Source organism: Saccharothrix coeruleofusca (assembly GCF_017876325.1).
Lineage (GTDB): Bacteria > Actinomycetota > Actinomycetes > Mycobacteriales > Pseudonocardiaceae > Actinosynnema > Actinosynnema coeruleofuscum.
On sequence record NZ_JAGINV010000001.1, the window covers coordinates 469,582 to 495,514 of the forward strand.

Here is a 25,933-nt window from a genome sequence, read left to right on the forward strand (position 1 = left end):
CATCTCGGAAGTGACAATCACTGGCGAGATCCGGGCTCCGCGCCCGCCCCGCCCGCCCGCGCGGTGGCGCGTCACCTCCCTGGAGGTGCTGTGCGCGCTGCTGGTGCTGGCCCTGCTGCTCCAGGACTGGCTGGTGGGCGTGCTCGACGTGCCCGTCCTGCGCACCGCGTCCACGGTGTTCGTGGCGATCTGCGTGCAGGCGATGCCGTTCCTCGTGCTCGGCGTGCTGATCAGCGGCGCCATCGCCGCGTTCGTCCCGGCGAGCGCGCTGCGCCGGTTGCTGCCCAGCCGGACCGCCCTGGCCGTCCCGGTCGCGGGCGTGGCGGGCGTGGCGCTGCCCGGCTGCGAGTGCGCCTCGGTGCCGGTGGCGCGCAGGCTGATGCAGCAGGGCGTGGCGCCCGCGGTGGCGCTGTCGTTCCTGCTGGCCGCGCCCGCGGTGAACCCGATCGTGCTGGTCTCGACGTTCGTGGCCTTCCGCGACACCCCGTGGATGGTCGCCGCGCGGTTCACCGGCTCGCTGCTCACCGCCGTGGTCATGGGCTGGCTGTGGACCCGGTTCGGCAAGGCCGGGTGGATCGCCGAGCGGGCGCTGCGCGCGCTGCCCGAGCGGGAGGGCACCTCGCGCTGGGCGGTGTTCGCCGAGACCGCCCGCCACGACCTGGTCGAGGCGGGCGGCTTCCTGGTGCTGGGCGGGCTGTTCGCGGCGGCGTTCAGCGTGCTGGTGCCGCCGGAGTGGATGCAGACCCTGGGCTCCCAGGTGGTGCTGGGGGTGCTGGTGATGGCGCTGCTGGCCGTGGTGCTGGCGCTGTGCAGCGAGGCCGACGCCTTCGTGGCGGTGTCGATGTCGGCGCTGCCGCTGCTGCCGCGCCTGGTGTTCCTGGTGGTCGGCCCGGCGGTCGACGTCAAGCTCATCGCGCTGCAGTCGGGCGCGTTCGGCAAGTCCTTCGCGGCCCGCTTCGCCCCGGCCACCTTCGCCGTGGCGATCGCGAGCGCGCTGGTGGCGGGGTGGGTGTTCCTGTGAGGCGCGAGACCCAGAACGTCCTGCTGGTCCTGCTCGGCGGCGCGCTGCTGAAGCTGGCGCTGACCGGCACCTACCTGCGCTACGTCAAGGCGTCGCTGCAGCCGTGGCTGGTCGTCACCGGCGTGGTCATGGTGGTGCTCGCGGCCGTGGCGATCGTCCGGGACCTGCGCGCGGGCGGGCGCGGGCACGAGGGCGACCAGCACGGGCACGACCAGCACGAGCACGCGGCGCGCAGCACGTGGATGCTGCTGCTGCCGGTGCTGGCGGTGTTCCTGATCAGCCCGCCCGCGCTGGGCTCGGACACGGTCAACCGCTCCGACCGCAACGCCGCCCAGGAGTCCAAGGTCGCCAGCGGCTTCGCCCCGCTGCCCGACGACGAGGTCATCCCGCTGACCATCACCGAGTTCGTCACCCGCACCGCCTGGGACGACAGCGGCTCGCTGGACGACCGGACGGTGAAGCTGACCGGCTTCGTGGTCCGCAAGGGCGACGACGTCTACGTGGCCCGGCTGGCCATCTCCTGCTGCGCCGCGGACGCCTCCCCGGTCAAGGTCCTGATGACCGGCCTGGACTTCAGCCCGCTGCCCGACGACCAGTGGATCGAGGCCACCGGCAGGGTCGTCCCCGGCTCGGCCACCAAGGAGACCGCCTACGTGCCCACCTTCACCGTCTCCGGCGTCACCCCGATCACCCCACCCGAGGACACCTACGAGAGCTAGCGCCGCGGGGATCCTCGCTGGACATGCATCGCACCGTTGCTATTTGCAACATTGCAATTCCATGATCACTTGGAGATACTCCTTCGGACCGGTCCCGGAGGAGGGCGCTTTCATGGGCAGGACTTCCCGTTGTCTGTTGACCGCGGCCGCTGTCGTCGGCCTCTCCGCGACCGCGGTGCCCGCGGCGAACGCGACCCCCGGATCCGGGGTCAGCGGCGTCACGATCCTCCAGAAGACCATCGGCGACACCGAGTACATCGTGCAGCGGGTCACGATCCAGCCCGGCGGCACCTCGGGCTGGCACTACCACACCAGCGACGCGTTCGGCATCGTCGAGCAGGGCGAGCTGGTCCACTACTCGTCGGACTGCGCCGTCGACGGGGTCTACCGCCAGGGACAGGTCATGCGGGAGCGAGGTGGGCCCGACAGCGTGCACTTCGGTCGCAACCCGGGCTCCACGCCGGTCGTCATGCTGGCGTTCTACTACGAGCACAAGGTCGGCACGCCGCTGACCGTCGACGCGCCCAACCCCGGCTGCGACTTCTGACCCAACCCCGGCGCGGGGTGCGACGGTCAGCCGACCGAGCACTCCGCGCAGGTGCCGAAGATCTCCACGGTGTGGCTGACCGCCGTGAACCCGTTCTCCGCGGCCACCCGGTCCGCCCACTTCTCCACCGCCGGGCCCTCCACCTCCACGGTCCGCCCGCACGAGCGGCACACCAGGTGATGGTGGTGGTGCGCCGAGCAGCGCCGGTAGATCGCCTCCCCGGAGTCGGTGCGCAGGACGTCCACCTCGCCCGCGTCGGCCAGCGACTGCAGGGTGCGGTACACCGTGGTCAGCCCGATGCCCTCGCCGCGCTTGCGCAGCTCCTCGTGCAGCTCCTGAGCGGACCGGAAGTCGTCGAGCTGGTCCAGCAGCTTCGACACCGCGGTGCGCTGCTTGGTCGAGCGCAAGCCCGGAACCGCGGTGTTCGGGCGTTCGCTAGTGGTCACAGTTCCTCCGTCCCGGATGCCCGGTCGTTGATACCACGCGCCCCCTCCTCCACGTGGGTGACCGCGTCCACCACGATGTGGGCCAAGTGCTCGTCGACGAGCCGGTAGACCACCTCGCGGCCGTGCCGCTCGCCGTGCACCACGCCAGCGGCCTTGAGCACCCGCAGGTGCTGGCTGATCAGCGGCTGCGCCACGCCCAGCGCCTCGACCAGCTCGTGCACGCACCGGTCGGCGCCGCGCAGTTGTAGCACGATCGCGATGCGCACCGGCGCGGCCAGCGCCCGCAGCAGCTCGCCCGCGGCGGTCAGCGTGCCCGCGGGCCGGGACGGGGCGGGGCGGCCCGCGCCGCGCTCGGGGGAGTGCACGTGATCGCCCCGGACTCCTACCGCCACGGCGCCTCCCACGTGGTATGGATTTTCACCACCGATACTAAGGGGTGCTCCAGTGGGGCACCTCGAACGGCGGATCGCGGCTACAGCGTGGAAGCGGTCACCAGCACCAGGACGCACAGCACCAGCACCCGCAGCACCCGCGCGCTCGGGGTGAGCAGCCGCCAGGTCGCCGCCAGCAGCCCCGCCACGGCCAGCACCAGCACGCCCAGCAGCGCCGCCCCGACCGGGCCGCGCACCCACACCCCCACCCCGAACAGCGTCAGCACCAGCAGGAACACCGCGGGCGCGGGCACCCGCGACAGCGGGCCGCGGCCGGGGACCAGTGCGCGCTTGAAGTCGTTCGCCACCCTGGCATCCTTGCACCGTGCTGCTCGTCTGCCGGTTCACCGTGCCCGATGCCCGCGCCGAGGACTTCACCGCCCGCGCGGGTCGGGCGCTGGAGCTGCTCACCGCCCAGCCCGGCTGCCTGCGCGGCGGGCTCAGCCGGGCGCTGGACGAGGCGGACCGGTACGTGCTCACCGTCGAGTTCGAGTCGGTGGTCGCCTACCGGCGCGCGCTGTCCCCGTTCGAGGTTCGCGAGCACGTCGTCCCGCTGCTGTCGCAGGCCGAGACCGACGCGCCCGCGGCCTACGAGCCGCTGCTGAGCGCCGAGGGAGGCGCCACCAGCAGGCACACCAGCCTGCTCGCCCGCGACGCGGCCACCGTCCGGCTGGGCGAGGCCGCCGGGCCCGCCACCCCGCGCTGACCCCGGTCCGTGGTCGCCCGATGGCGCGACGGGCGGCAGGACTACCCTGGTAAGCCCCCTTTGTTCGCCTCCGTTGGAGTGTCCGTGGCAGCCGATCGCATCGAAACCGTCGTCAGCCTGTGCAAGCGCCGTGGGTTCGTCTACCCGTGCGGTGAGATCTACGGCGGCACCCGGTCGGCCTGGGACTACGGGCCGCTCGGCGTCGAGCTCAAGGACAACATCAAGCGCCAGTGGTGGAACTTCATGGTCCGCGGGCGCGAGGACGTGGTGGGCCTGGACTCGTCGGTGATCCTGCCGCGCGAGGTGTGGGTGGCCTCCGGCCACGTCGAGGCGTTCGTCGACCCGCTGGTGGAGTGCAACTCCTGCCACAAGCGGTTCCGCCAGGACACCCTGGTCGAGGAGTACGCCGAGCGCACCGGCAAGCAGGTCGCCGAGGGCGACGCCTCCGACGTGCCCTGCCCCAACTGCGGCACCCGCGGCCAGTACACCGAGCCGAAGATGTTCAACGGCCTGCTCAAGACCCACCTGGGGCCGGTGGAGACCGACGAGGGCCTGCACTACCTGCGCCCGGAGACCGCGCAGGGCATCTTCACCAACTTCCTCAACGTGCAGACCACCTCGCGCCGCAAGCCGCCGTTCGGCATCGGCCAGATCGGCAAGTCCTTCCGCAACGAGATCACGCCGGGCAACTTCATCTTCCGCACCCGCGAGTTCGAGCAGATGGAGATGGAGTTCTTCGTCGAGCCGGGGACGGACGAGGAGTGGCACCAGTACTGGATCGACGAGCGCACCCGCTGGTACACCGAGCTGGGCATCTCCAAGGAGAACCTGCGGCACTACGAGCACCCCAAGGAGAAGCTGTCGCACTACTCGAAGCGGACCGTGGACATCGAGTACCGCTTCCGCTTCGGCGGCCAGGAGTGGGGTGAGCTGGAGGGCATCGCCAACCGCACCGACTACGACCTGACCACCCACTCCAACCACTCGGGCGTGGACCTGTCCTACTTCGACCAGGCGACCAACTCCCGCTACCGCCCGTTCGTGATCGAGCCCGCGGCGGGCGTGGGGCGGCCGATGATGGCGTTCCTGCTGGAGGCCTACACCGAGGACGAGGCGCCCAACGCCAAGGGCGGCGTGGACAAGCGCGTGGTGCTGCGGCTGGACCGGCGGCTGGCCCCGGTGAAGGCGGCGGTGCTGCCGCTGTCGCGCAACGCCGAGCTCTCGCCCAAGGCGCGGGACCTGGCCAACGCGCTGCGCAAGCACTGGAACGTGGAGTTCGACGACGCGGGCGCGATCGGGCGGCGCTACCGGAGGCAGGACGAGATCGGCACGCCGTTCTGCGTGACGGTGGACTTCGACACGCTCACCGACCAGGCGGTCACGGTGCGGGAGCGCGACACCATGTCGCAGGAGCGGGTGTCGATGGACCAGTTGGAGGGCTACCTGGCGGCCCGGCTGATCGGGGCCTGACCCGCCCGCGGGCGAGCAGGCCACCGGTGCTGGCCCGGCGCGAGGTGATCGACTTCACTGGGGGCATGTTCTCCACGCTCATCGTGATCGCGGCTCTCGGCAGCGCCCTGGTGGCGGGCGCGTTCTTCGTCTTCTCGGTGATGGTCATGCCGGCGCTCCGAGCGGTCGACCCGGCCGAGGGGGTGGCGGTGATGCGCTCGATCAACGCCGCCGCGGTCCGGCCGGGCTTCCTCGGGGTGTTCGCGGGTACGGCGGTGGTGTCGGTCATCGCCGCCTTCTCCGGGCGACCGGGGGCGGTCGCCGGGGCCGCGTTGTACGTCGTGGGTTCGTTCCTGCTCACGGCCGTGGTGCACGTGCCGCGCAACAACGCCTTGGAGCGCGACGGTTCCACCGAGTTCTGGAAGCGCTACCTGGCGGTCTGGACGGCGTGGAACCACGTGCGCGCCCTGGCCGCGCTGGGAGCGACGACGGCGTTGTTCCTCGCGGTCTGAACCCCGCCCCCGTCATCGGAGCCGAAGCATTTTCATACTTCATCTCTCCGCCGGACGGGGCGGAAAGGGGCCTGTGGTATGCATAGCCGACCTTACGTAGAGTGATATTCATACGATTGAATGACGTAGATCACGAACAAACGAGTGAATATTAGTCGGGATCCTCCGGCGGGCGGGTGCTCTTAACCTCCACGTCACCGGTTGCTGTGACACTGAATGCACGGCTCCATTCGTCGGGGGGTGTCATGGTGCGTTCAGCGGTGCTCATCACCGCGCTGGCGATGCTGGCCGCATTCCTCCCCGGCGTGCGGCACGACGTGCCCCCCGCCGTGGTGCCCGCGAGCCCCGCGCTGGCGGCGCCCGCCGAGGAGCACGCGCCGCGGGAGTCCCGCGAAGCGCCCCCCACCCGCGCGGGAGCCCTTCCCGACCAGCGGATCGACAGTCCACGCCGGTCGGACCGGGCGCTCGCCCGCGTCCCGTCCCGACCGCCGCACCGGTTCGCGGTCCCCGACGTGCGGCCCAGAGCGCCCGCCTGCGCCATCTGGACCTCACCCTGCGCCCTGCAGGTGTTCCGCCACTGATCCCACGTGGTCCCGCCGCCGTCCGCAGCAGACCACACGCGATCAGTGGAGAAATTGAATGGAATACAAGTCCTCGGTTCGGCGTGCCCGCGCACGCCTGACCCGACCGTCCCCGAAAATGTTCCGCGGATTCGCGGCGGGGTGGTCACCGCGAGTCCTGTCCACCGCCCACGCCGATTCGCGAATCGCGCCCGGCCCGATCGGAGCGCGGCCGTGACCGGGCAGTTGGAGCGTTCCGCGCCGCCCTCGCGCGGGTTGACCTGGCGGCAGTCGTGGACCAGCGACCTCGGCGCGTCGCTGGTGGTCTTCCTCGTCGCGCTGCCGCTGTGCGTCGGCATCGCCGTCGCCTCCGGCGTCCCCGCGGAACTGGGCATCGTCACCGGCGTGGTCGGCGGCATCGTCGTCGGCCTGCTGCCGGGCAGCAGCCTCCAGGTCAGCGGCCCGGCCGCCGGGCTGACCGTGCTGGTGGCCGACACCGTCGCCGCGCACGGGATCGGCGCCCTGGGCGTCATCGTGCTGGGCGCGGGCCTGCTCCAGGTCCTGCTGGGCCTGCTGCGGCTGGGCCGGTGGTTCCGGGCGATCTCGCCCGCGGTGGTGCAGGGGATGCTCGCGGGCATCGGCCTGGTGCTGATCCTGGGCCAGCTCTACCCGCTGGTCGGCAGGCAGCAGCCCGCCACCACCGGCGAGAAGTTCGCCGGACTGCCGGGCCTGGACCCGCTGACCGCCTCGGCGGCGCTGGGCCTGCTGACCATCGTCGCGATGGTGCTGTGGCGCCGCGTCCCCGGCCCGGTGGGGAAGGTCCCCGGCATCCTGGTGGCCGTCGCCGCGGCCAGCGCCGTCGCCACGGTGCTCGACCTGGACGTGCCGCGCATCGAGGTCGGCTCGCTGACCGGCGTCGTCTCGCTGGTCGACTTCTCGGTGCTCGACGCGGGCGTCGTCGGCGCCATGCTCACCTTCGCCCTGGTGGCCTCGGCGGAGAGCCTGTTCAGCGCGGCGGCGGTGGACCGGATGCACTCCGGCCCGCGCACCCACTACGACAAGGAGCTGGTCGCCCAGGGCGTCGGCAACGCGGTCTGCGGCGTGCTGGGCGCGCTGCCCATGACCGCCGTGATCGTGCGCAGCGCCGCGAACGTGGACGCCGGGGCGCGCACGAAGCTGTCCCGCGTGCTGCACGGCGTGTGGCTGCTGGTGTTCGTGGTCCTGCTGCCCGGCGTCCTGTCGGCGGTGCCGCTGGCGGTGCTGGCCGCCCTGCTGGTGCACGCCGGGTGGAAGCTGCTGGACGTGCGCGGCGTCGCCCGGCTGGTGCGCGCCGACCGCGCGGAGGGCGGCGTGCTGCTGCTGACCGCCGGGCTGATCGTGCTCACCGACCTGCTCACCGGCACGCTGGCGGGTCTGCTCGCGGCGGTGGTGAAGACCGCCTGGGACGTCTCCCGGCTCTCGGTGGTGGTCACCGACCACGGTGAGGACCACCACCACGTGGCGGTGCGCGGCAACGCGACGTTCCTGCGCCTGCCGAGGCTGCTGGAGACCCTGGAGGCGCTGCCCGACGGGCGCGTGCGGGTGGACCTGAGCGACGTCCGCCACCTCGACCGCGCCTGCGGGCAGGCCATCGAGCAGTGGGCCGCGCAGCGGGTCGGGGTCGAGCTGATCAGGCCGCGGGAGCGGTCAGGAACGGGCTCGCCCGATCGACGTAGGACACCCGCAGAGCATCACGAGCACGAGTAGCGGCGACGAACAGCAGGCACCGCTCGCGGAGGACGTCGTGCTCGTGCGCCACGGCGTCCTCCTCGGCGGGGGGGGGGGGGGTGATCGCGCAGCGCTTCCCAGGTAGTGAGGTGGTTGCCCGCCGAACCCCTGGCGGATCCGTTTCCGCTGTCCGCGAGCCGGGGCAACCGGCTCACAGCACCGCGCGCACGATCGCGGCGCTGCCGAAGAGCAGCACCAGGGCGACGAACAGCCAACCGGCTCGCGCCCCCAGCAGACCCGCGCCGGGGTCGGCCGTGGCGCGGGCTCGCGCGTTGAGCGCTTCGGCGCGCAGCACGCAGGCGAGCGCGCCCGTCCACAGCGCGAACGCGACCAGGAACACCCGGTGGGCCACAGCCCCGGCGATCAGGAAGCCGATGAGGAACGGGGCGAACACCGCGATCCACGACCACCGGAACAGCAACCCCCAGCGGTAGGTCCCGCGCGGCGGCTGGTTCCCCATCCGGGTTCTCCTCCCCGAAAGCGTGCTTGCTCCTGTTGATGATCCGCTGCTTCGCGTCACGGCTCCAACACCACCGCCGTGTCCGACAGCCTGGTGAGACTGGTGGAGGTCTTGATCAAGCAGTCAAGGGAGCCAGCCGAGCTTGAGCCGCTCGTCCTGAGCCGCGATGGGCGTACCTGATCGTGTAATAGCCTGATCGAACGCCTGTTCGATAGCGTGGGTTCATGGATCTCTCGCCCGCCCTGTTGACCGACGATGGCCTGTTCGCCGCCGTCGCCGAGGTCGAGGCGTGGGCGCGCGAGGTGCACGTGAAGCGTTTGCGCCTGCTCGCCGAGGTGGTCCAGCGGGGTCTGGACGTGCGCTCCTACCAGCAGGCCACTCGGGCCAACCCGGCCGAGGTGAAGAGGTGGCTGACCCAGGCGCGGCTGTTCCTGCCGGGACGAGGGCCGACCGGGCAGCCCGTGGAGGCGGCGGACCCGGTGGTCGCGGCGGCGGTGGAGGAGTTGAGCGACGGCCACCTGACCGAGTTGGCCCGTGCCGTCGGGCTGCGGCTGCCGGAGGGATCGCAGGAGATCCTGGTGACCGCGGCTCGCTCGGTGGAACCGAAGGCGGTGCGGCGGTTGGCCGACCGCATCCACGACCAGGTCGTCCAGGACGGCAAGGACGAAGTCGACGAGGACGCGGCCGACCAGGGCGATGTGCTGCGGCTGCGGGATCTGCCCGGCGGGCGGCTCGAGTTCTGGGGCGAGCTGTCGGCGCGGAGCGGGGCGCGGTTCAAGGCCGCGCTGGAGCCGCTGTCCCAACCGCGTCCCGAGGGACCGCGTGATCGGGCGCAGCGCCAGGGGGAGGGCTTCGGCGACCTCCTGGCCCTCGTGCTGACCTCCGGTGCGCTGCCGGTCGAGGCGGGGGAACGCCCGCACGTCAGCGTCACCCTCGACTACGACACCCTGCGGCGCGGAGTGGGCCACGCGCTGCTCGACGGCGGCGCGCACCTGAGCGCGGCACAGGCCCGACACCTGGCCTGCGACGCCAAGATCATCCCGGTGGTGCTCGGCGGTGCGTCCGAGGTCCTCGACCTGGGTCGCACCCGGCGCACCGTCAGCGTGGCCCAGCGCAGGGCGCTGCACGCCCGCGACCGGGGGTGCGCCTTCCCCGGCTGCCCGCGACCCGCGAAGTGGTGCGACGCCCACCACGTGGTCCACTGGGCCGACGGCGGCCCCACCGACCTGGACAACCTCCTGCTGCTGTGCCGTCTGCACCACAGCCTGGTGCACCACTCGCGGTGGCGCATCACCATCACCGGAGGTGTCCCGGTGTTCATCCCGCCCCGCCACATCGACCCCGCCCAACAGCCCCGGCAGAACCTGCTGCACCGACAACCCACCCGGCACGCGGCCTGATCTCACGGGTCGGTGAGAGCGTCGACCACGGTCCTGGCGATGGCGGTGACGTTGTCGCGGGCCGTGGCGGTCGCCACGCCGGTCTGCACCGACAGCAGCGCCACGGCGTACCGGTCGCCGACCACGCCCGCGCTGTGCAGGTACAGGTCGGCGGGCAGGTAGTACATCCAGCCCTGCTTGGTGTAGCCGCCCAGCCCCAGCAGCCCGAACCCCTGGTCGAACCCGTCCGCCGCGGTGGTCGGGGCAGACGACAGCGCGGAGACGATGAAGTCCCGCGCCTCACCCGGCAACTCCCGCAGGACGTACTGGTAGAGCCGCACCACGTCGACCGCGGACATCTCGACCTCGCCCCACTGCGACGGGTCGGCCGGGGCGGTGGTGTTCCGCAGCCCCGCCCGCTCGGCGACGCGGGTGATGGCCCCGATGCCGTCGTGCAGGACCCACAGGGCGTTCATGGCGTTGTCGTCGCTCACGCTCAGCGCCCGCTGCAGGTAGTGGCGGTCCTGGTCGGAAGCACCCGCCCCGAGCACGTCCACCGCGACGACGAGCTTGCTCAGCGACGCGGAGCGGAAGGGCGTGTCACCGTTGTGGCCTGCCAGCGCGCCGGTTGCCAGGTCGAGCACGGCCAAGCCGAGGTCCACGCCGGTGGCCGCCGCCGCGCGGTCGACCGCCTCGGCGATCTCGGCTTCCGACGGTCCGGGCGGTTCGGAGCCGGGCGGTTCGGAGCCGGGTGGTTCGGAGCCGGGCGGTTCGGAGCCGCGCGGCACCGCGGCGTGCGGGGTTGCCTCGGGGTTGGGCTCGGGAGCGCCGTCGCTCGGTGGGCAGCCCAGCACCAGCGCCACTGCCAGCGCGCTCACCGTCGTGAGCGCCGCCACCAGCCACCAGAGCCTTCCCACACCTCAACGGTGCTGCTCACAACCGCCTGATGTCGAGCGAATCCTCCTGTGCGGTACCTGAAGATTCGTCCCGCCGCACCACGTACGCGCCGCCGCTGCCGCGCTCGGACACCGCTTCCACCAGCTCCGTGCCCCGGTACAGCAGACCCGCGCCGTCGTCGGTGCAGTAGGTCAGCGGGAGCGTGCCCGCCGCGACCGCCTCGTGCACCGCGGGCCTGCGCGCGGCCTCGGTGTCGTAGTGCACGCCGTTGCCGTAGGGCAGCAGCGCCAAGCCGTTGTCCACCACGCGCAGCTCGGGGCCGAACGAGTCCGTGGTGCCGCCGACGTGCCAGCAGATGGACCCGGCCGAGACGCCGCCGAGCACCACGCCCGCCTCCCACGCCCGGCGCATCACCGCGCCCAGGCCGTGCACCTGCCACACCGCCAGCAGGTTGGCCACCGAGCCGCCGCCGACCCACACCACGTCGTGCTCCAGCACGAACCCCGGCACGTCGTCGGTGGGCGGCATCGTGAACAGGTTCAGGTGCGACACCTCCCACCCGGCCAGCTGACCGGCCTCGGTGATGTGGGCGTTGAAGTGGCGCTGGTCGCCGTTGGCGGTGCCCACGTGCAGCAGGCGGGGCTTGCGGCCTTGCACCCCCGCCAGGTCCACGGCGAAGCGGACCAGGCCGCCGAACTCCAGCATCGTCCGGTGCCCGGCGCGGAAACCGCCGGAGGTGGCCAGGATCGTCGGTTGCTCTGCAGGCATGTCGTGATCCTCGCAGCGTGGTCGGAGCGGCGGTTGTGGAAACATTCACCTTGTGCGACCCACCACTTTCCTGTCCAGGCTCCGCCGTGTCGTCCAGCGCGTCGTGCTCGGGGGGATCGCGGTAGCGGTGCTCGTGGTCGGCGGCACGGCGTTCCGCGTGTGGCAGGTGGCGCGGGAGGACGACCGGACGCACGCGGACATGGCCATCGTCCTCGGCGCCGCCCAGTACAACGGCGTGCCCTCCGACGTGCTGGCCGCGCGGCTGGAGCACGCGCGGCGGCTGTTCGCCCAAGGGGTGGTCGGCTACATCGCCACCACCGGGGGCCGCCAACCCGGCGACAACTACACCGAGGGCCAGGCTGGCCGGATCTGGCTGGAGGAGCGCGGCGTGCCCGCCGACCGGATCATCGAGGTCGGCGAGGGCTCCGACACGCTGGGCAGCATCCGCGCGGTGGCGGCCAAGGCGCGCGAGAAGTCCCTGGAGACCGCGGTGATCGTCAGCGACCCCTGGCACTCCCTGCGCGCCCGCACCATGGCCGAGGACGAGGGCCTGGACGCGTGGACCTCGCCGACCCGCAGCGGACCCAACGTGCAGACCCGCGCCACGCAGCTGTTCTACATCCGCCGCGAGACCGGCGGCCTGCTGTACTACCACCTGATGAAGGCGCCGGCGGGCGCGTTCGACGGCATCGTGCTCTAGCGTTGGCCCGATGAGCACGGGCTACACCGAGCACGACCGCGCGCGGCTGCTGCCCGAACGGCCCAAGACCGCCGTGCTGCCGGGCGCCCGGCCCGAGCGGCGCGGCGCGTTCTCCCGCGACCGGGCCCGCGTGCTGCACTCCGCCGCCCTGCGCAGGCTGGCGGGCAAGACCCAGGTGGTCGGGCCGGGGGAGGGCGCCGAGGTCACCGGCGTGCCGCGCACCCGGCTGACGCACTCGCTGGAAGTGGCCCAGATCGGCCGCGGCATCGGCGAGGAGCTGGGCTGCGACCCGGACCTGGTGGACACCGCCGGGCTGGCGCACGACATCGGCCACCCGCCGTTCGGGCACAACGGGGAGCGGGCGCTCAACGCGCTGGCCCAGCCGTGCGGCGGGTTCGAGGGCAACGCCCAGACCCTGCGCATCCTGACCCGCCTGGAACCCAAGACCGAACGCGGGCTCAACCTCACCCGCGCCTGCCTGGACGCGGCCATGAAGTACCCGTGGCCGCGCCGCCCCGGACTGGTGAAGTTCGGCGTCTACGAGGACGACCTGGACGTGTTCGGCTGGGTCCGCGAGGGCGCCCCGCAGCGGCGGCGGTGCCTGGAGGCGCAGGTCATGGACTGGGCCGACGACGTGGCCTACTCCGTGCACGACGTGGAGGACGGGGTGCTGGCGCACCGGATCAGGCTGGCCGCCCTCGGCGACCCCGCCGAGCGGGCGGCCATCGCGGAGCTGGCCGCCAAGCACTTCTCCCCGGAGCCGGTGTCGGCGCTGGAGTCGGTGGCCGACGAGCTGCTGCGGCTGCCGGTGATCGCGCCGCTGGCCGAGTACGACGGGTCGCTGGGCGCGCAGGTGGCGTTGAAGCGGCTGACCAGCGAACTGGTGGGCCGCTTCGCCTCGGCGGCGGTCGGCGCGACCCGCGCCGCGCACGGCGACGGCCCGCTGACCCGCTACGCCGCCGACCTGGTGGTGCCGCCGCGGGTCGCCGCGGAGGTGGCGCTGCTCAAGGCGGTCGCGGTGCGGTACGTGATGAGCGACCCGGCCCGGCTGGCCATGCAGCAGCGGCAGCGGGAGCTGGTGGCCGAGCTCGTGCACGCCCTGCTGGACCGCGCCCCCGACGCGCTGGACCCCGCGTTCGCGCCCGCGTGGCACGCCGCGGCCGACGACGCCGCCCGGCTGCGCGTGGTGGTGGACCAGGTCGCCCTGCTCACCGACGCCCAAGCGGTGGCCTGGCACGAGGCGCACGCCCGGCCCGCGTGATCGGTGGCACACTCGGGACGCGGGTGGCACGACCCGACAGCGGTGAAGGAGTCCCTGTGCCCGACCGAGCGCCTGACCGAGCGCACCTGACGTTCGCACTGACCCTGCACGACGCCCTCGCGCCCGACCGCGGGGTGAACGCGTGCTGGTCGCCGTACTCGGTGGCCAGCGCGCTCGGCATGACCGCGCAAGCCGCGCGGGGCGCCACCGGGGAGGAGATCGTCGCCCTGCTCGGCGAGGACAACGCCGAGGTGCTGCGCTCGGCCGCGATCGCCGACGAGGAGGCCGAGTTCGCCGTCGCCAACACGCTGTGGGTGTGGGACGAGCTGCCGCTCGACCCCGACTTCACCGCCGAGCTGGCCCGCTGGCCCGGCGCGAAGGTGCGCTCCGCGCCGTTCGCCACCGACCCCGAGGCGGCGCGCAAGGCGATCAACGCCGACGTCGCCGAGACCACCCGCGAGCTGATCCCCGAGCTGCTCAAGTCCGGCTCGGTGCACGAGGACACGGTGGCCGGCCTGGTCAACGCCCTGTACCTGAAGGTGGCCTGGACCGAGGAGTTCCCGGAGGGCGACACCGAGCCGCGGCCCTTCCACGCCCCCGGCGGCACCGTCGAGGTGCCGACCATGCGCAAGGAGGCGACCCTGCGCTACGCCGCCCGAGCGGGCTGGCAGGCGGTCGCGGTGCCCGCGCGCGGCGGTGTCGAGGCGGTGGTGCTGCTGCCCGACGGCGAGCTGGGCGACACGGCGGGCGTGCCGGAGGTGCTGGCGGCGCTGGACTTCGAGCGCGTCGAGCTGCACTGGCCGAAGCTGTCCCTGACCTCCTCGGCGCTGCTGGCCGACCCGCTGCGGCGGCTCGGCGTGCGGACGGTGTTCACCGCCGAGGCCGACCTGACCGGGCTGAGCCCCGACCCGAGGCTGACCGTCGACGAGGTCGTCCACGAGTCCGTGCTGCGCGTCGACGAGCAGGGCTTCGAAGGAGCCGCCGCGACCGCCGTGATGATCCGCGCGGTGTCGCTGATCATGCACCCGGACCCGCGCGTGGTCCGCGTCGACCGGCCGCACCTGGTGCTGATCCGGCACGCGGGCAGCGGTGCGATCTTCTTCCTCGCCCAGGTCGCCCAGCCCTGACCCGGTCCTGGTCCCGGTCTGTCACACCCCGGCCCGCCCTCTCGTCCCCACGACGAGAACGAGAGGAGCGAGGACCCATGGCGAGGATTCCGCTGGTGTCGACCAAGGACGCCAACCCGCTGCTGAAGCTGGTCTACCGGTTCGCCAAGCGCCGCTACGGCGCGGTGCCGGAGCCGTTCGCGGTCACCGCGCACCACCCCAAGCTGCTGATGGCCAGCGGCCGCCACGAGCTGGCGGTGCAGCGCGCGGCCACCGCGCTGCCGGTGTCGCTGCGCGAGCTGGTGGTCTACGCGGCGGCGGTGAAGCTGGGCTGCTCGTGGTGCGTGGACTTCGGCACGATGCTGCAGAAGCACGAGGGCCTGGACGTCGACCGGCTCAAGGAGATCGGCTCCTACCGGGAGTCGGACAAGTACACCGAGCTGGAGAAGCTGGCGCTGGCCTACACCGACGCGATGACCGAGACCCCCACGGCGGTCACCGACGAGCAGGTCGCCGAACTGGTGGACCGCCTGGGGCACGCGGGGGTGGTCGAGCTGACCTACCTGATCGCGCTGGAGAACATGCGCGGCCGGTTCAACTCCGCCTTCGGCATCGTCGACCAGGGCTTCACCTCAGGGGAGGCCTGCCGGGTGCCGATGCCGTGACGCGGTGCGGCGGGTGGCGGCGCCGCGCGGTCACCCGCCGAAGTCCACGTGGCCGAGCTTGTCCGGGTTGACCACGTCGAACATCGCCGCGATCCGGCCGTCCCGCACCGCGAACGCGCTGACCCGAGCCGACAGCGGCCCCCGCTGCGGGTACAGCAGCCCGAGATCGCCGTTGACCAGCGCGGGCGTGCTGTCGGCCAGCAGCTCGCCGTACTTGCGCCGCAGGCCGAGCAGGAAGCGGGCCACGCGGTCCGCGCCCTCGATCCGGTTGACCGCCGTGCGCGCCTTGCCGCCACCGTCGCCGACCAGCACCACGTCCGGGTGCAGCAGGCCGAGCACCGTCCGCACGTCGCCCGCCGCCAGCGCCGCCGTGAACCGGGCCAGCACCTCGCGCTGCTCCTCCAGCGCCACCCTCGGCGGGGGCGCCGCGTCGGCCACCGCGCGCCTGCCGCGCGAGGCGTGCTGGCGCGCCGCGGCGGGCGTCACGCCCAGCGTGGCGGCGATCTCGTCGAAGGGCAGCCCGAAGGCGTCGTGCAGCACGAACGCCACCCGCTGCTCGGGGGTGAGCCGGTCGAGCACCACCAGCGCGGCCATCCGCACCCCGTCGTCGCGCACCACCGCGTCCAACGGGTCGTCCTCGCCCGTGGTGACCAGCGGCTCGGGCAGCCACTGCCCGACGTAGCGCTCCCGGCGCACCGCGGCCGAGCGCAGCCGGTCCAGGCAGATCCGCCCCACCACGGTGGTCAGCCACGCCCGCACGTCCCGGATGGCCTCCCGCGACTGGTCGGACAGCCCCGACAGCCGCAGCCACGCCTCCTGCACCGCGTCCTCGGCGTCGGCGACGCTGCCGGTGAGCCGGTAGGCCACCCCCACCAGGTGGGCGCGGTGACCGGTGAAGGTCTCGGCGAGGCTCTCCTCGGCGGTGGTCACGGCGCCCAGTCTGCCGGCACTAGACTCGGCGGACGTGGCAGGACGCATCCGGGAGAGCGACATCGCACTGGTGCGCGACCGGAGCCGCATCGACGAGGTGGTGGGCGACCACGTGTCGCTGCGCCGGGCGGGCGGCGGCGCGCTCAAGGGCCTGTGCCCGTTCCACGACGAGAAGTCGCCGTCGTTCAACGTCCGCCCCACCCACGGCACCTTCCACTGCTTCGGCTGCGGCGAGGGCGGCGACGTCATCGCGTTCGTGATGAAGATCGAGCACCTCGGCTTCGTCGAGGCGGTCGAGCGGCTGGCCGACCGGGCGGGCGTCCAGCTGACCTACGAGGGCGGCGGCGCGACGATCCAGCGCGACCGGGGCACCCGCAGCAGGCTCATCGAGGCGCACCGGGCCGCCGCCGAGTTCTACGCCGAGCAGCTGGCCACGCCCGAGGCGATGCCCGCGCGCGAGTTCCTCGCCCAGCGCGGCTTCGACGAGGCCGCGGCCAGGCAGTTCGGCTGCGGCTTCGCCCCCGGCGGCTGGGACCGGCTGACCAAGCACCTGCTGGGGCGCGGGTTCGAGCTGGCCGAGCTGATCAAGGCGCAGCTGACCAAGGAGGGCCGCCAGGGCCCCATCGACCGGTTCCACCGCAGGCTGCTGTGGCCGATCAAGGACCTGGGCGGCGACGTGGTGGGCTTCGGCGCGCGGCGGATCTTCGACGACGACCCGATCCAGGCCAAGTACCTCAACACCAGCGAGAGCCCGATCTACAAGAAGTCCCAGGTGCTGTTCGGGCTGGACCTGGCCAAGCGGGAGATCGCCAAGCGGCGGCAGGCCGTGGTGGTCGAGGGCTACACCGACGTGATGGCCATGCACCTGGCGGGCGTGCCCACCGCGGTGGCCTCCTGCGGCACCGCCTTCGGCGCCGACCACATGAACGTGCTGCGCAGGCTGCTGATCGACGACTCGCTCAACGGCGAGGTGATCTTCACCTTCGACGGCGACGCGGCGGGCCAGAAGGCCGCGCTCAAGGCATTCGAGGGCGAGCAGCAGTTCTCCGCCCAGACCTACGTGGCGGTGGCACCCGACGGCATGGACCCGTGCGAGCTGCGCCAGGTCAAGGGCGACGTGGCCGTGCGCGACCTGGTGGCGCGGCGCACCCCGCTGTTCGAGTTCGCCATCAAGGCCCAGCTGCGCGACTACGACCTGGACTCGGTGGACGGCCGGGTCGAGGCGCTGAAGAAGATGGTGCCGTTCGTGGCGCAGATCAAGGACCGCGCCAAGCGCGACGGCTACGCCACCAAGCTGGCCTGGTGGGTCGGCTGGGAGGACGAGGCGACCGTGGTGCGGCGGGTCAGGGAGACCGCGAACGGGCGGGCGCCCGCGCCCCGCGCCCGGCGCGCGGCCGTGGACCCCAACCAGGGCGCGCTGGCCGTGGACGTGGACGGGCCGCCGCGGCCGGACCCGCGCGACCCCCGGCTGTGGCACCAGCGGGAGGCGCTCAAGGCGGCGCTGCAGCTGCCGGAGATGGCCGGGCCGTACTACGACTCGCTGCCCGACGAGGCGTTCACCCACCCGACCTACCTGGCGCTGCACCGGGCGGTGCGGGACGCGGGCGGGGTCTCCTCCGGGCTGTCGGGACCCGCGCTGCTGGACGCGGTGGGCCAGGCGTGCGGGCCGCAGTCGGTGCGGTCGGTGCTGACCGAGCTGGCCGTGGAGCCGCTGCACGTCAAGGGCGACGAGTACCGGTACGTGCAGAGCGTGCTGGCGCGGCTGCAGCAGATCCTGGTCGCCGCGCAGATCACCGAGATCAAGTCCAAGCTGCGCAGGGTCTCGCCGATCGAGGAGCCGGACGAGTACCGCGCCCTGTTCGGCGACCTGATCGCGCTGGAGGACTACCACAAGGCGTTGGGCGAGCAGGCGAACGGAGCCCTGTGATGGGTGCGGTGGGAGACCTGCTGCGCAGGCTGTTCGGCTCGGGGGCCCCCGAGGGGTTCACCGGGGCGCTGGAGCCCGCGGAGCACGTGGTGGCCTCGGCCGCCACCCGCGACGGCTGGCTGGTGGCCACGTCGCTGGGCCTGTGGCTGCCCGGCGCGCGGCCCCGCAGGCTGGGCTGGCACCTGATCAGCAAGGCGACCTGGTCGGGCGGTGCGCTGAGCGTGGTCGAGGCGGTCGAGGACGGCGCCGTGGGTGAGGTCGTGGTGCTGCGCGACCTGCCGCCGCGGCGGTTCGCCCTGGAGGAGCCGGGCAAGCTGCCCGAGGCCGTGCACAAGCGGGTGACCGGGGCGATCCGGTCCCGGCACCGCCACGAGTCGCCGGGGGCGTGGTTCCTGCGCCGCCGGGTGCCCGGTCGCGACGGCCTGGTGGTCCAGGTGCGGCCGGACGATGGCGAGGACGTGGAGCGCGTGAAAGAGATCACACCCGCGTTCGTGGCCTCGCTCCCGCCTCCGCCGGTGGACTGATGGCATGTGGGATCCAGGCAAGTACCTAGCGTTCGCCGACCACCGCTCCCGCCCGTTCCACGAACTGGTGGCACGGGTGCGGGCCGAGGCGCCCCGTCGCGTGGTCGACCTGGGCTGCGGCCCCGGCAACCTGACCACCACGCTGGCCGAGCGCTGGCCCGACGCGGAACTGGAAGCCCTGGACTCGTCGCCGGAGATGGTCGCCGCGGCGCGGGAACGCGGCCTGGCCGCGAGTGTGGGGGACATCACCGAATGGCGGCCCGCCCCGGACACCGACGTGGTGATCAGCAGCGCGGTGCTCCAGTGGCTGCCCGACCAGGACGCGCTGCTGCGCCGCTGGACGACCGAGCTGTCCTCCGGCGCGTGGCTGGCGCTGCAGGTACCGGGCAACTTCCAAGCCCCGTCCCACGAGCTGCTGCTGGAGGTGGTGCGACGGTCGTGGCCGGAGCTGGAGGACCTGCTGAGGTTCCACGTGTTCACCCCGGCCGGCTACGCCGAGGTGCTGGAGGGCTGCGAGGTCGACGCATGGGAGACCACGTACCTGCACGTCCTGCACGGTGAGAACGCGGTGCTGGAGTGGATCACCGGAACGGCCCTGCGGCCGATCCGCGCGGCTCTGGGCGACCAGGAGTGGGCGGCGTTCCGGGCCGAACTGGCCCCGCTGCTGGCGCGGGCGTACCCACGGCGGACGGACGGGAGCACGTGGTTCCCGTTCCGCCGCGTCTTCGCCGTGGCCCGCGTGTCCTAGGTGTCCTAGTTGGCGCGCGGGATGACCGGGTCCATCCGGTGCCCGTTGGCGTCGGAGGGGGCGGTGGTCGTCCGCGACCTCCGCCCGAACCCGGTCTTCTCACCGACCTTCGCCCGCACGATCCCGGCCGCGCCCTGGACCGCGGGGTGGTCGACCATCGCCCGGTACGCCCGGACGATCTGGTCGTACCGCTGCCGACCCGCGCGCGCCCCCAGCACGTAGCCGACGGCAGCGCCGAACATGATGCCCTTCATCAGCAGGTCCTCCTCTCATCGTGCCTGGTCACACCCCATCCTGCCGGAACAGGAGGGGGGTGTGCGCGAGCACCTCCGACGATGCGCTAGAGTTATGACCTGTCAGGCCGACCAGGTCAGGCGGAACAACTGAACAATCCCCCATAGCTCAACGGCAGAGCATTCGACTGTTAATCGAAGGGTTACTGGTTCGAATCCAGTTGGGGGAGCGCCTTGCCGGATCGGCCCCCGTCCACTGCGGACGGGGGCCGATCCGTATCGGTCCTGCCCCACGCGAGACCCACGCTTTCGGCACGATTCACTCTTCCGTCGCGATCAGGATGGCCGCTGCCGTCCCGCCCGAAACCTGATCGCCCACACGGGTGGCACGCGCGTCACGGGGTGTGGCACTTGTCACGTTCTCCGTCACCCTCGGAGGATGGCCGACCGCTTCGCCAACGTGCGCCGCATCACAGCCCTCGACCCGGAGCGCGACGCGCAGGAAATCCTGCGCATCTCGACCGCGTACGAGTTCCCCTGGGACTACCTGCGGGCCCTGGAGTTCGCCCTGTTCCGCACCTACTGCGTGCCCTCCGTCTCCGCCCTGCTGGCGGCCACCGGCGAGTTCGAGCGGCGCCCCCAGAAGCGCTACGACGACACCGCGCTGCTCATGGCCGAACTGGTCGACCACGGCTACGACTCGGCGCGCGGCAAGGAAGCGCTGCGCGTGATCAACCGGCTGCACGGCCGGTACGACATCGCCGCCGCCGACATGCGGTACGTGCTGTCCACGTTCATCTACGACCCGATCGAGTGGATCTCCGCCTACGGCTGGCGCGACCTCACCGACCACGAACGCCAGGCGGCGTTCCACTTCTACCGGGCCGTGGGCGCGCGGATGGGCATCCGCGGCATCCCCGACTCCTACGAGGCGTTCCTGGCCTTCAAGCGCGACTACGAGGCCGAGCACTTCACCTACGCGGACTCCAACCGCCAGATCGGTCAGTACACCCTGGACCTGTTCTGCTCGTGGTACCCGGCGTGGACGCGCCCCGCCGTCTCACTGGCCGTGCGGAGCCTGCTGGAGTCCCCCATGCTGGCCGCTGTCGGTTTCACCCCACCGCCCCGCTGGATCGGCGCTCTGACCCGCCTGGGCCTGCGCATCCGCGCCCGCGTGGTCCGCCACCTGCCGCCGCGCGAAGTGCCACGGCTGACCAACGACCCCGGCAACCGCACCTACCCCGGCTATCCGGGCTCGCTGAGCCCGTCCGACCTCGGGGCTCCGTAGCACGGGTTGGTCACGTGCTGCCGGGTTGCTGAGACGCCTGGGCGGTTGATCGGTACTCTCCAGAACCGCACGTCAGGGGGCGGTAGCTCAGCCGGTCAGAGCAGCGGACTCATAATCCGTCAGGTCGTGGGTTCGAACCCCACCCGCCCTACCTAGTTCACCTGCGAAAACGTGACCTGCCGGAGATCATGCTCCGGGTGGCTGTCCATGGTCTTGCCCATTGACGGCGGTCCGATCATGGCCACATGGGCACCGAGAGCAACGCCGAGGAGCGCCGCAGGCAGGGCAGCGACGTGTCACGCCGCCGTTCCGTCCCTGCTGAGCACCGTGCCGACGTCTTGATGTTGTGGGACTACCACGACATGAAGCACCGGATGCGTCCCGCCGATGTCGGGATCGGTCTGGGCAGCCATGACATCGGTGTGGCGGTTCGGGCCGTCGAGCTGTACGACGCCGGAACCGTTCCACTGCTGCTGTTCACCGGCGCGAACGCCCCAACGACCGTCAAGCGTTTTCCCCGTGGCGAAGCCGTTCACTACCGGGAGTACGCCCTAGAGCGCGGCGTGCCGGACGAGGCGATCGTCATCGAGACCGAGGCGACCAATACGGCCGAGAACTTCGAGTTGAGCCGGAGGGTGTTGCAGGCTCAGGGGATCGAGGTCTCGTCGGCTGTCCTGGTGTCCCGTCCGTACCAGGAGCGTCGCGCCTATGCCACGTGTCGGAAGCTCTGGCCCGAGCTGGACGTCATCTGCACCTCGCACCGTCCGCCGATCGATGAGTACGTGGTCGGGATCGGTGATGTCGACTTCGTCATCAGCATGTTGGTCGGGGACACGCAGCGCATGACCGTCTTCGCGGATGCCGGGTACGCCATCCCTCAGGAGGTGCCCGCCGAGGTCCAAGCGGCCTACGAGCGACTTGTCAACGCCGGTTACACCAGCCGACTCATCCGGTAGTCGACCCGCCAGGCGTGGCCCCGGCGCTCCTGTGTTCAGAGTTTCTTTTCTTCGTCAAGGCGGCCCGTCCGGGGACCGCGAGGAGTAAGAGCTGCGCTCGCCGCGACAGCTTTCTAAAGGGGCGGACAACAGTGCACGCTTGTGCACCGGCGGAGTCTCTCCACCGGTACAGGGGACTCGTGGCCGCTTTCGGTACTCTAATGGAGGGAGAACAGAGCTCCTGGCCTCTCGCGGTCGATTCCGTGACGATCTGTGACGATAAGTTCGACCCGGTCGGGGGTTACGTCGGGCCGCACGTCCCACACGAAGATCCCGGTTTCCTGATCGCCTGGTTGAAGTTTGGCCTCCAACAGTCCAGCGGGTGAACAGCCCCCCAAGGGTTCCGACTCGTATCGACGGGTGTCATCGTAAAGCGACTGGTTGGCGTTAGTGGTCAAGGTGACGGGTTCAGTGCCTTCGTTGACTACCTTGACCTGCACGGCAACCCACTTTCCGTTACTCGCTGGGATTGCGGGCGGACAAAATTCACTGTCGGTGGGCAATTCGGTGGACTCCTTGAACTGCAACACTGTGAACGCGATCTCAGGATAGTAGCGATGGCCAGTGTCCCGGCGTGACTCGCCGAGCTTGGCGGGTTCGATGGTGGAGGCGGCAGGTGTGCTCTGCGTCGGCTCGTTCCGCGGAGGAGTCGCGGGCTGGTCGGAGGTGCCACACCCGATCAGCGCCGCAGTGCTCAATGTGACAATAATCTTCATGTTACGTGCCTTTTGGCTGTTTTTGACGGTTGGTCACTGTATCGAAATTTTCGCCACACCGCAGGAACGTATTCGATCATGCAAAGGTCGAGCATGATATTTGATCAGTGTTCGTGCTCAAAAGGGGCGCTCCGCTTTGTGTAACCGCAAGGTCCGCTGCAACGGTCACGACCGTGTACCGCACCGGGAGTCGCGATGCGTGATGAACGCGAGGAGGAGGGAGACTGCGGGTTGCTGGTACTGCGGTGGTCGCGAGCCACCGAAGTTGCCGAACGCAGTTCGGGCAAGCGTCAAGTAGTTCACCAGGGCGGTGGTTGGGGCGCTCGGCTGTCGCACCTGTGGACAGCTCCGCGGACGCTGAGCGGACTGATAGTGGCGGGTGCTGGCAATGGTCGGCAGGCGACGGGGAAGGCGGCCAACGATCTGTCGGATCGCGGGTCAATCGCGACGCTGGACCCGGCGTGCCGCGCGGAACGCGCGGTGGAGCTCGGTGCGCCGAGTCGGGTGGCAGCGGGCCAGGCGTCGCACTGTCGCGCGTCTGCCCCACCAGCTCAGGTCGTCGCAGATCAATGTTGCCAGGCGCACCAGCCGCGCGGCGCTCGTCGGTTTCCACCGCGACTCCACGGCCAGCGCGGAGAGGCGGTTGATGGCGACGTCGCCGAACTGGTCGTCGCCCATGACCATATTCGCCAGTGCCCGCACCTGGCGGGGGTGAGTGGCTTCGAGGTGGAGGTCCTCCAACCACCGCGGCCTGTGCGCGGGGAAACCCGCGATCCACAGGCCCAGCGCCAACGACACGGGGCGCAGACCGTTGCGGCGGCCCCGGCCCGAGGTCCACGACACGACCTGGTCCAGCACCGCGGTGTGGAGGTGACGGTCCTCCAGCATGCTCAGCACCGCGTACACCACCCCGTTCTGGGCGGCGTAGTTCGTGGACTCGGCGATCCTGCCCAACCGGGCGAGCGCGTGGTGCACGTCGCGCCTGCCGAACGGTGAGCCGTAGACCCATGCCGCGGTCCACTGGCGGTAGGGGGAGCCCTTGTTCTTCGTCCAGGACTCCAAGGCCTGCTCGACCAGCGGAGCCAACCTGTGGTCGTCCGCCAGGTGTTGCAGGGTCGACGCGATCAGAGGTTTGTAGGTAACGCCACCTCGCGCGGCGAGGTTGTCGAGCACACGCAGCGGGTCGTGGGCGGGGACCTCGGTGATGAACGCGCACAGCGCGCGTCGCGTGGCCTCGCGGAACCGCCTCAGCATCGCGGGGGCGCACATCCACTCGCACAGGATTTCCTGCGCCATCGGGTACTCGCGCCACAGGCGGCGTAGCACCACCGCGGCCCAGCCCTGGCGCTCGAAGCGGACCGTCTCCTCACGCAGGCCGTCGTGCTTGGGGTGCTTGCGCACCACGGTCGTCGCGCCCACGTCGCGCAGCAGTTGCTCCTTGGAGGAGTCGAACACGCGCCTCGGCCGCAGCTTCTTGTCCTCGGGCAGCTCGGCTTCGCGGATCTTCTTGTCCAGCGCCAGGGCGTGCGTGACCACCTCGTCGTACGGCTGGTTCTCCAGCAGGGCCACGGCGAAGGAGAACGAGTACTCCAGCGTCGACCACTCGCGCAGCCAGTGCGCGACCGCGTCCTCGACGTCTTCCTCCAGCTGTGCCAGCGCCTCGGAGGCGGTCAGTTCGCCCAAGCAGACGCGGACCGCCAGTGCCGCCGCGCGGACCGCCTTCTCCGGCGGGTCTCGGTCGGCCAGCACCGGTGCCAAGTCGGACTTGAGCACCATGGTCGGCCCTTCGACGGCGTCCGGGCTCAGCTTGCGGATCGTCTCCTGGGCGACTGCCAGTGCATTGGGCGCGAGCAGCGTGACCACGTGGTCGGCGGCGGCCGAGGGGGCTTGGGTTCGGCGGTCGACCACGATCACCAGGTGGCACCCGACCGATCGCACCACGCCCAGGCACTGCGTGAACTCGCGGTCGGTGAACGGCCGCTCGCCCAGCTCGGTGGCGTCCCAGACGTATCCCTCGCCGCTGCGCAGCTCGTCGGCTTGGAACGAGCCGAGTGGGCGGTCGCGGTTCGCGTCGACCACGGCGGTCGCACCGAGGTCGACCAGCAGCCTGCGAGCGGTGTAGGTGCGACCGGTGCCCGGACCGGCCAGCACCACGACCCGCTTGTCGATGAGCGCGCGGCCGGCGTCGCGGAAGTGCCCCGGCGGTTCGAAGTGGTGGCGCACCTCGTTGATCTCGTCGTCGGTAGCGCGCAGCACCCGCAGGTCCGGTTGGCTCGCCACCCCGTTGTGGATGGTGATGTTGCCCGTGACGGTGCCGACCTGCGCGCCGGAGACGCCACCGTGCGCGGTGTTCGCGGTGGTGGGGATGAGCCGGTGCTCCGGTTCGACCTTCTCCGCGTCCTTGTTCTCGGCGGGCGCGGCTTCGCTCATCGCGGTCCGCCGATGTGCACGCCGCCCGTGATGGTCCCGGCCTGCACCCCGTTCATCGTGCCGTGGACGGTGTTGGTCACGCTGTGGGGCGTCGCTGGGGACTCCCGGGGCTCGGCGCGTGCGGCGAACTCGCGGATGCTGCGGGCGTCGAAGCCGGGCACGCGCACCCACGCCGTCTCGGCGAACTCCTTGTGCCGCACCGGGACCGGTGCGAAGTCCGATCGGCGCGCGTACCTGGTGTAGCCGCCGCCGAACACCGCGCGCAGCGCCTGCTCGGACAGGATCAGGCAGGTCGTGGTGTCGGGGTTGTGCTCGGCGCAGCGGGCGAACAGCTCCTTGAACGCGGGTGCGCCGAGCAGCCGGGCGTGGGCGATCTTGGGTTCGTAAAGGCCGGGCTGCGGGCCGACGGGGCCGACTTCGACGGCGATGCGGAACCGGATGTCCGGCTTGTACCAGCGGTTGTGCTCCTCGGCGATGGTGTCCAGGTGGTGCGCCACGTCCAGCAGCGCGCCCAGCCACCCGCTGGGCAGGGTGAGCAGTGCGCCGTCGCCGGTGGTCTCCCACTCCAGCACGTCCGCGGAACCGATGCCGCCGCGGCGCAGCGCCTGCTCGACCATCATGTCGACCGCCTGGCGGACGGCGGTGAGGTGGTGGCCCTCGTTCCGCGCCGCGCCCACGACGTCGACGCCGAACAGCGCCCGGTGCTCAGGAATCCGGTTCACCGGTGTACCTCCCCAGGGGTGAAGTC

At 71.6% G+C, this 25,933-nt stretch carries 29 protein-coding genes and 2 tRNA genes; 20 read left to right on the top strand and 11 right to left on the bottom strand.

Translation table 11 applies throughout. From position 1 onward, the window contains the following. Nucleotides 1-10: 10 nt before the first annotated feature. From JOF41_RS02310 to JOF41_RS02320, 3 genes are all read left to right on the top strand, one after another. Entirely contained in the window at nt 11-1,021 is a 1,011-nt protein-coding gene (locus JOF41_RS02310) for a permease (protein WP_189222049.1), read from the top strand. Continuing rightward, nucleotides 1,018-1,740, top strand: a complete 723-nt coding sequence (locus JOF41_RS02315) for a TIGR03943 family putative permease subunit (RefSeq protein ID WP_209615760.1) — start codon at nt 1,018-1,020, stop codon at nt 1,738-1,740. Before JOF41_RS02310 ends, JOF41_RS02315 begins: the two co-directional genes overlap by 4 nt. A gap of 136 nt (nt 1,741-1,876) precedes the next feature. Continuing rightward, nucleotides 1,877-2,287, top strand: coding sequence for a cupin domain-containing protein (locus tag JOF41_RS02320; protein WP_229795140.1), 411 nt, complete (start codon nt 1,877-1,879; stop codon nt 2,285-2,287). Between the two features lie 26 nt (nt 2,288-2,313). Here the strand turns inward: JOF41_RS02320 and JOF41_RS02325 are convergent, their stop codons facing one another. The 3 genes from JOF41_RS02325 to JOF41_RS02335 all read right to left on the bottom strand — a co-directional run bounded on the left by JOF41_RS02325 (nt 2,314) and on the right by JOF41_RS02335 (nt 3,472). After that, nucleotides 2,314-2,733: a Fur family transcriptional regulator gene (locus JOF41_RS02325; protein WP_189222047.1), complete on the bottom strand. Its 420-nt coding sequence runs from the start codon at nt 2,731-2,733 to the stop codon at nt 2,314-2,316. Beyond that, nucleotides 2,730-3,125, bottom strand: coding sequence for an ArsR/SmtB family transcription factor (locus tag JOF41_RS02330; protein ID WP_189222046.1), 396 nt, complete (start codon nt 3,123-3,125; stop codon nt 2,730-2,732). The genes JOF41_RS02325 and JOF41_RS02330 overlap by 4 nt, the downstream gene beginning before the upstream one ends. An 80-nt stretch (nt 3,126-3,205) precedes the next feature. Continuing rightward, complete coding sequence (locus JOF41_RS02335) at nt 3,206-3,472, bottom strand: hypothetical protein (protein WP_229795138.1); 267 nt, start codon at nt 3,470-3,472, stop codon at nt 3,206-3,208. 17 nt (nt 3,473-3,489) lie between these two features. Here JOF41_RS02335 and JOF41_RS02340 point away from each other — a divergent pair, with 17 nt between their 5' ends. From JOF41_RS02340 to JOF41_RS02360, 5 genes are all read left to right on the top strand, one after another. Further along, a complete protein-coding gene (locus JOF41_RS02340) occupies nt 3,490-3,870 on the top strand; it encodes an antibiotic biosynthesis monooxygenase family protein (RefSeq protein ID WP_189222045.1) in 381 nt (126 codons plus the stop codon). An 84-nt stretch (nt 3,871-3,954) separates the two neighbouring features. Then, entirely contained in the window at nt 3,955-5,340 is a 1,386-nt protein-coding gene (locus JOF41_RS02345; RefSeq protein ID WP_189222044.1) for a glycine--tRNA ligase, read from the top strand. 65 nt (nt 5,341-5,405) lie between these two features. Continuing rightward, nucleotides 5,406-5,831, top strand: a complete 426-nt coding sequence (locus tag JOF41_RS02350; RefSeq protein ID WP_189222043.1) for an anthrone oxygenase family protein — start codon at nt 5,406-5,408, stop codon at nt 5,829-5,831. Between the two features lie 245 nt (nt 5,832-6,076). Further along, the gene (locus tag JOF41_RS02355) at nt 6,077-6,412 is read left to right on the top strand and encodes a hypothetical protein (protein WP_189222042.1); all 336 of its coding nucleotides are present in this window, start codon (nt 6,077-6,079) and stop codon (nt 6,410-6,412) included. Between the two features lie 213 nt (nt 6,413-6,625). Next, entirely contained in the window at nt 6,626-8,137 is a 1,512-nt protein-coding gene (locus JOF41_RS02360; RefSeq protein ID WP_229795136.1) for a SulP family inorganic anion transporter, read from the top strand. A 172-nt stretch (nt 8,138-8,309) separates the two neighbouring features. Here JOF41_RS02360 and JOF41_RS02365 read toward each other — a convergent pair whose 3' ends face one another. Next, the gene (locus JOF41_RS02365; RefSeq protein WP_189222041.1) at nt 8,310-8,618 is read right to left on the bottom strand and encodes a hypothetical protein; all 309 of its coding nucleotides are present in this window, start codon (nt 8,616-8,618) and stop codon (nt 8,310-8,312) included. Between the two features lie 224 nt (nt 8,619-8,842). Between JOF41_RS02365 and JOF41_RS02370 the strand changes: the two genes are divergently transcribed. Then, entirely contained in the window at nt 8,843-10,018 is a 1,176-nt protein-coding gene (locus JOF41_RS02370) for an HNH endonuclease signature motif containing protein (RefSeq protein ID WP_189222040.1), read from the top strand. 2 nt (nt 10,019-10,020) lie between these two features. Here JOF41_RS02370 and JOF41_RS02375 read toward each other — a convergent pair whose 3' ends face one another. Both JOF41_RS02375 and JOF41_RS02380 read right to left on the bottom strand, forming a co-directional pair. Further along, the gene (locus tag JOF41_RS02375) at nt 10,021-10,914 is read right to left on the bottom strand and encodes a serine hydrolase (protein WP_209615763.1); all 894 of its coding nucleotides are present in this window, start codon (nt 10,912-10,914) and stop codon (nt 10,021-10,023) included. 16 nt (nt 10,915-10,930) lie between these two features. After that, entirely contained in the window at nt 10,931-11,662 is a 732-nt protein-coding gene (locus JOF41_RS02380) for a Type 1 glutamine amidotransferase-like domain-containing protein (RefSeq protein WP_189222038.1), read from the bottom strand. 52 nt (nt 11,663-11,714) lie between these two features. Between JOF41_RS02380 and JOF41_RS02385 the strand changes: the two genes are divergently transcribed. The 4 genes from JOF41_RS02385 to JOF41_RS02400 all read left to right on the top strand — a co-directional run bounded on the left by JOF41_RS02385 (nt 11,715) and on the right by JOF41_RS02400 (nt 15,394). Then, entirely contained in the window at nt 11,715-12,362 is a 648-nt protein-coding gene (locus JOF41_RS02385) for a YdcF family protein (RefSeq protein WP_189222037.1), read from the top strand. Nucleotides 12,363-12,372: 10 nt separating this feature from the next. After that, complete coding sequence (locus tag JOF41_RS02390) at nt 12,373-13,623, top strand: deoxyguanosinetriphosphate triphosphohydrolase (RefSeq protein WP_209615766.1); 1,251 nt, start codon at nt 12,373-12,375, stop codon at nt 13,621-13,623. 56 nt (nt 13,624-13,679) lie between these two features. Next, on the top strand, nt 13,680-14,750 hold the full coding sequence (locus JOF41_RS02395) for a serpin family protein (protein WP_189222035.1): 1,071 nt from the start codon (nt 13,680-13,682) through the stop codon (nt 14,748-14,750). A gap of 77 nt (nt 14,751-14,827) precedes the next feature. Then, nucleotides 14,828-15,394, top strand: a complete 567-nt coding sequence (locus JOF41_RS02400) for a carboxymuconolactone decarboxylase family protein (RefSeq protein ID WP_209615769.1) — start codon at nt 14,828-14,830, stop codon at nt 15,392-15,394. Nucleotides 15,395-15,424: 30 nt separating this feature from the next. Here the strand turns inward: JOF41_RS02400 and JOF41_RS02405 are convergent, their stop codons facing one another. Then, complete coding sequence (locus JOF41_RS02405) at nt 15,425-16,333, bottom strand: sigma-70 family RNA polymerase sigma factor (protein ID WP_244990038.1); 909 nt, start codon at nt 16,331-16,333, stop codon at nt 15,425-15,427. A 25-nt stretch (nt 16,334-16,358) separates the two neighbouring features. Here JOF41_RS02405 and dnaG point away from each other — a divergent pair, with 25 nt between their 5' ends. Genes dnaG through JOF41_RS02420 form a run of 3 tightly spaced genes read left to right on the top strand, consistent with a single transcriptional unit; the run spans nt 16,359 to nt 19,523 of the window. Beyond that, the gene (dnaG, locus tag JOF41_RS02410) at nt 16,359-18,251 is read left to right on the top strand and encodes a DNA primase (protein WP_189222032.1); all 1,893 of its coding nucleotides are present in this window, start codon (nt 16,359-16,361) and stop codon (nt 18,249-18,251) included. After that, complete coding sequence (locus JOF41_RS02415; RefSeq protein WP_209615772.1) at nt 18,251-18,775, top strand: hypothetical protein; 525 nt, start codon at nt 18,251-18,253, stop codon at nt 18,773-18,775. Before dnaG ends, JOF41_RS02415 begins: the two co-directional genes overlap by 1 nt. Nucleotides 18,776-18,779: 4 nt before the next feature. Continuing rightward, complete coding sequence (locus tag JOF41_RS02420; protein ID WP_209615774.1) at nt 18,780-19,523, top strand: trans-aconitate 2-methyltransferase; 744 nt, start codon at nt 18,780-18,782, stop codon at nt 19,521-19,523. Nucleotides 19,524-19,528: 5 nt separating this feature from the next. On the opposite strand, the gene JOF41_RS02425 is transcribed toward JOF41_RS02420, so the two are convergent. Further along, nucleotides 19,529-19,777, bottom strand: coding sequence for a hypothetical protein (locus JOF41_RS02425; protein ID WP_189222029.1), 249 nt, complete (start codon nt 19,775-19,777; stop codon nt 19,529-19,531). A 137-nt stretch (nt 19,778-19,914) separates the two neighbouring features. Between JOF41_RS02425 and JOF41_RS02430 the strand changes: the two genes are divergently transcribed. The 4 genes from JOF41_RS02430 to JOF41_RS02445 all read left to right on the top strand — a co-directional run bounded on the left by JOF41_RS02430 (nt 19,915) and on the right by JOF41_RS02445 (nt 22,000). Further along, nucleotides 19,915-19,986: transfer RNA gene (locus tag JOF41_RS02430), tRNA-Asn, on the top strand. 209 nt (nt 19,987-20,195) lie between these two features. After that, a complete protein-coding gene (locus JOF41_RS02435) occupies nt 20,196-21,044 on the top strand; it encodes an oxygenase MpaB family protein (RefSeq protein ID WP_209615777.1) in 849 nt (282 codons plus the stop codon). 76 nt (nt 21,045-21,120) lie between these two features. Further along, a tRNA-Ile gene (locus tag JOF41_RS02440) sits at nt 21,121-21,195 on the top strand. A gap of 190 nt (nt 21,196-21,385) precedes the next feature. Further along, on the top strand, nt 21,386-22,000 hold the full coding sequence (locus JOF41_RS02445) for a YdcF family protein (RefSeq protein ID WP_244990041.1): 615 nt from the start codon (nt 21,386-21,388) through the stop codon (nt 21,998-22,000). Between the two features lie 197 nt (nt 22,001-22,197). On the opposite strand, the gene JOF41_RS02450 is transcribed toward JOF41_RS02445, so the two are convergent. The 3 genes from JOF41_RS02450 to JOF41_RS02460 form a co-directional block, all read right to left on the bottom strand. Continuing rightward, nucleotides 22,198-22,755: a DUF4352 domain-containing protein gene (locus JOF41_RS02450; protein WP_209615783.1), complete on the bottom strand. Its 558-nt coding sequence runs from the start codon at nt 22,753-22,755 to the stop codon at nt 22,198-22,200. A gap of 438 nt (nt 22,756-23,193) precedes the next feature. After that, nucleotides 23,194-25,185 carry a hypothetical protein gene (locus tag JOF41_RS02455; RefSeq protein WP_209615786.1) on the bottom strand — a complete coding sequence of 664 codons (1,992 nt, stop codon included), beginning with the start codon at nt 25,183-25,185 and terminating at the stop codon, nt 23,194-23,196. Continuing rightward, nucleotides 25,182-25,907 (bottom strand): hypothetical protein, encoded by a 726-nt coding sequence (locus tag JOF41_RS02460; protein WP_209615789.1) that lies wholly within the window; start codon nt 25,905-25,907, stop codon nt 25,182-25,184. Before JOF41_RS02460 ends, JOF41_RS02455 begins: the two co-directional genes overlap by 4 nt. Nucleotides 25,908-25,933 lie beyond the last annotated feature (26 nt).

Coding starts and splice junctions, on each gene's coding strand:
- JOF41_RS02350 (WP_189222043.1), top strand. CDS start 5,406: ATGTTCTCCACGCTCATCGTGATCGCGGCTCTCGGCAGCGCCCTGGTG.
- JOF41_RS02355 (WP_189222042.1), top strand. CDS start 6,077: ATGGTGCGTTCAGCGGTGCTCATCACCGCGCTGGCGATGCTGGCCGCA.
- JOF41_RS02365 (WP_189222041.1), bottom strand. CDS start 8,618: ATGGGGAACCAGCCGCCGCGCGGGACCTACCGCTGGGGGTTGCTGTTC.
- JOF41_RS02370 (WP_189222040.1), top strand. CDS start 8,843: ATGGATCTCTCGCCCGCCCTGTTGACCGACGATGGCCTGTTCGCCGCC.
- JOF41_RS02380 (WP_189222038.1), bottom strand. CDS start 11,662: ATGCCTGCAGAGCAACCGACGATCCTGGCCACCTCCGGCGGTTTCCGC.
- JOF41_RS02390 (WP_209615766.1), top strand. CDS start 12,373: ATGAGCACGGGCTACACCGAGCACGACCGCGCGCGGCTGCTGCCCGAA.
- JOF41_RS02400 (WP_209615769.1), top strand. CDS start 14,828: ATGGCGAGGATTCCGCTGGTGTCGACCAAGGACGCCAACCCGCTGCTG.
- JOF41_RS02415 (WP_209615772.1), top strand. CDS start 18,251: ATGGGTGCGGTGGGAGACCTGCTGCGCAGGCTGTTCGGCTCGGGGGCC.
- JOF41_RS02420 (WP_209615774.1), top strand. CDS start 18,780: ATGTGGGATCCAGGCAAGTACCTAGCGTTCGCCGACCACCGCTCCCGC.
- JOF41_RS02425 (WP_189222029.1), bottom strand. CDS start 19,777: ATGAAGGGCATCATGTTCGGCGCTGCCGTCGGCTACGTGCTGGGGGCG.
- JOF41_RS02435 (WP_209615777.1), top strand. CDS start 20,196: ATGGCCGACCGCTTCGCCAACGTGCGCCGCATCACAGCCCTCGACCCG.
- JOF41_RS02445 (WP_244990041.1), top strand. CDS start 21,386: ATGTTGTGGGACTACCACGACATGAAGCACCGGATGCGTCCCGCCGAT.
- JOF41_RS02450 (WP_209615783.1), bottom strand. CDS start 22,755: ATGAAGATTATTGTCACATTGAGCACTGCGGCGCTGATCGGGTGTGGC.
- JOF41_RS02455 (WP_209615786.1), bottom strand. CDS start 25,185: ATGAGCGAAGCCGCGCCCGCCGAGAACAAGGACGCGGAGAAGGTCGAA.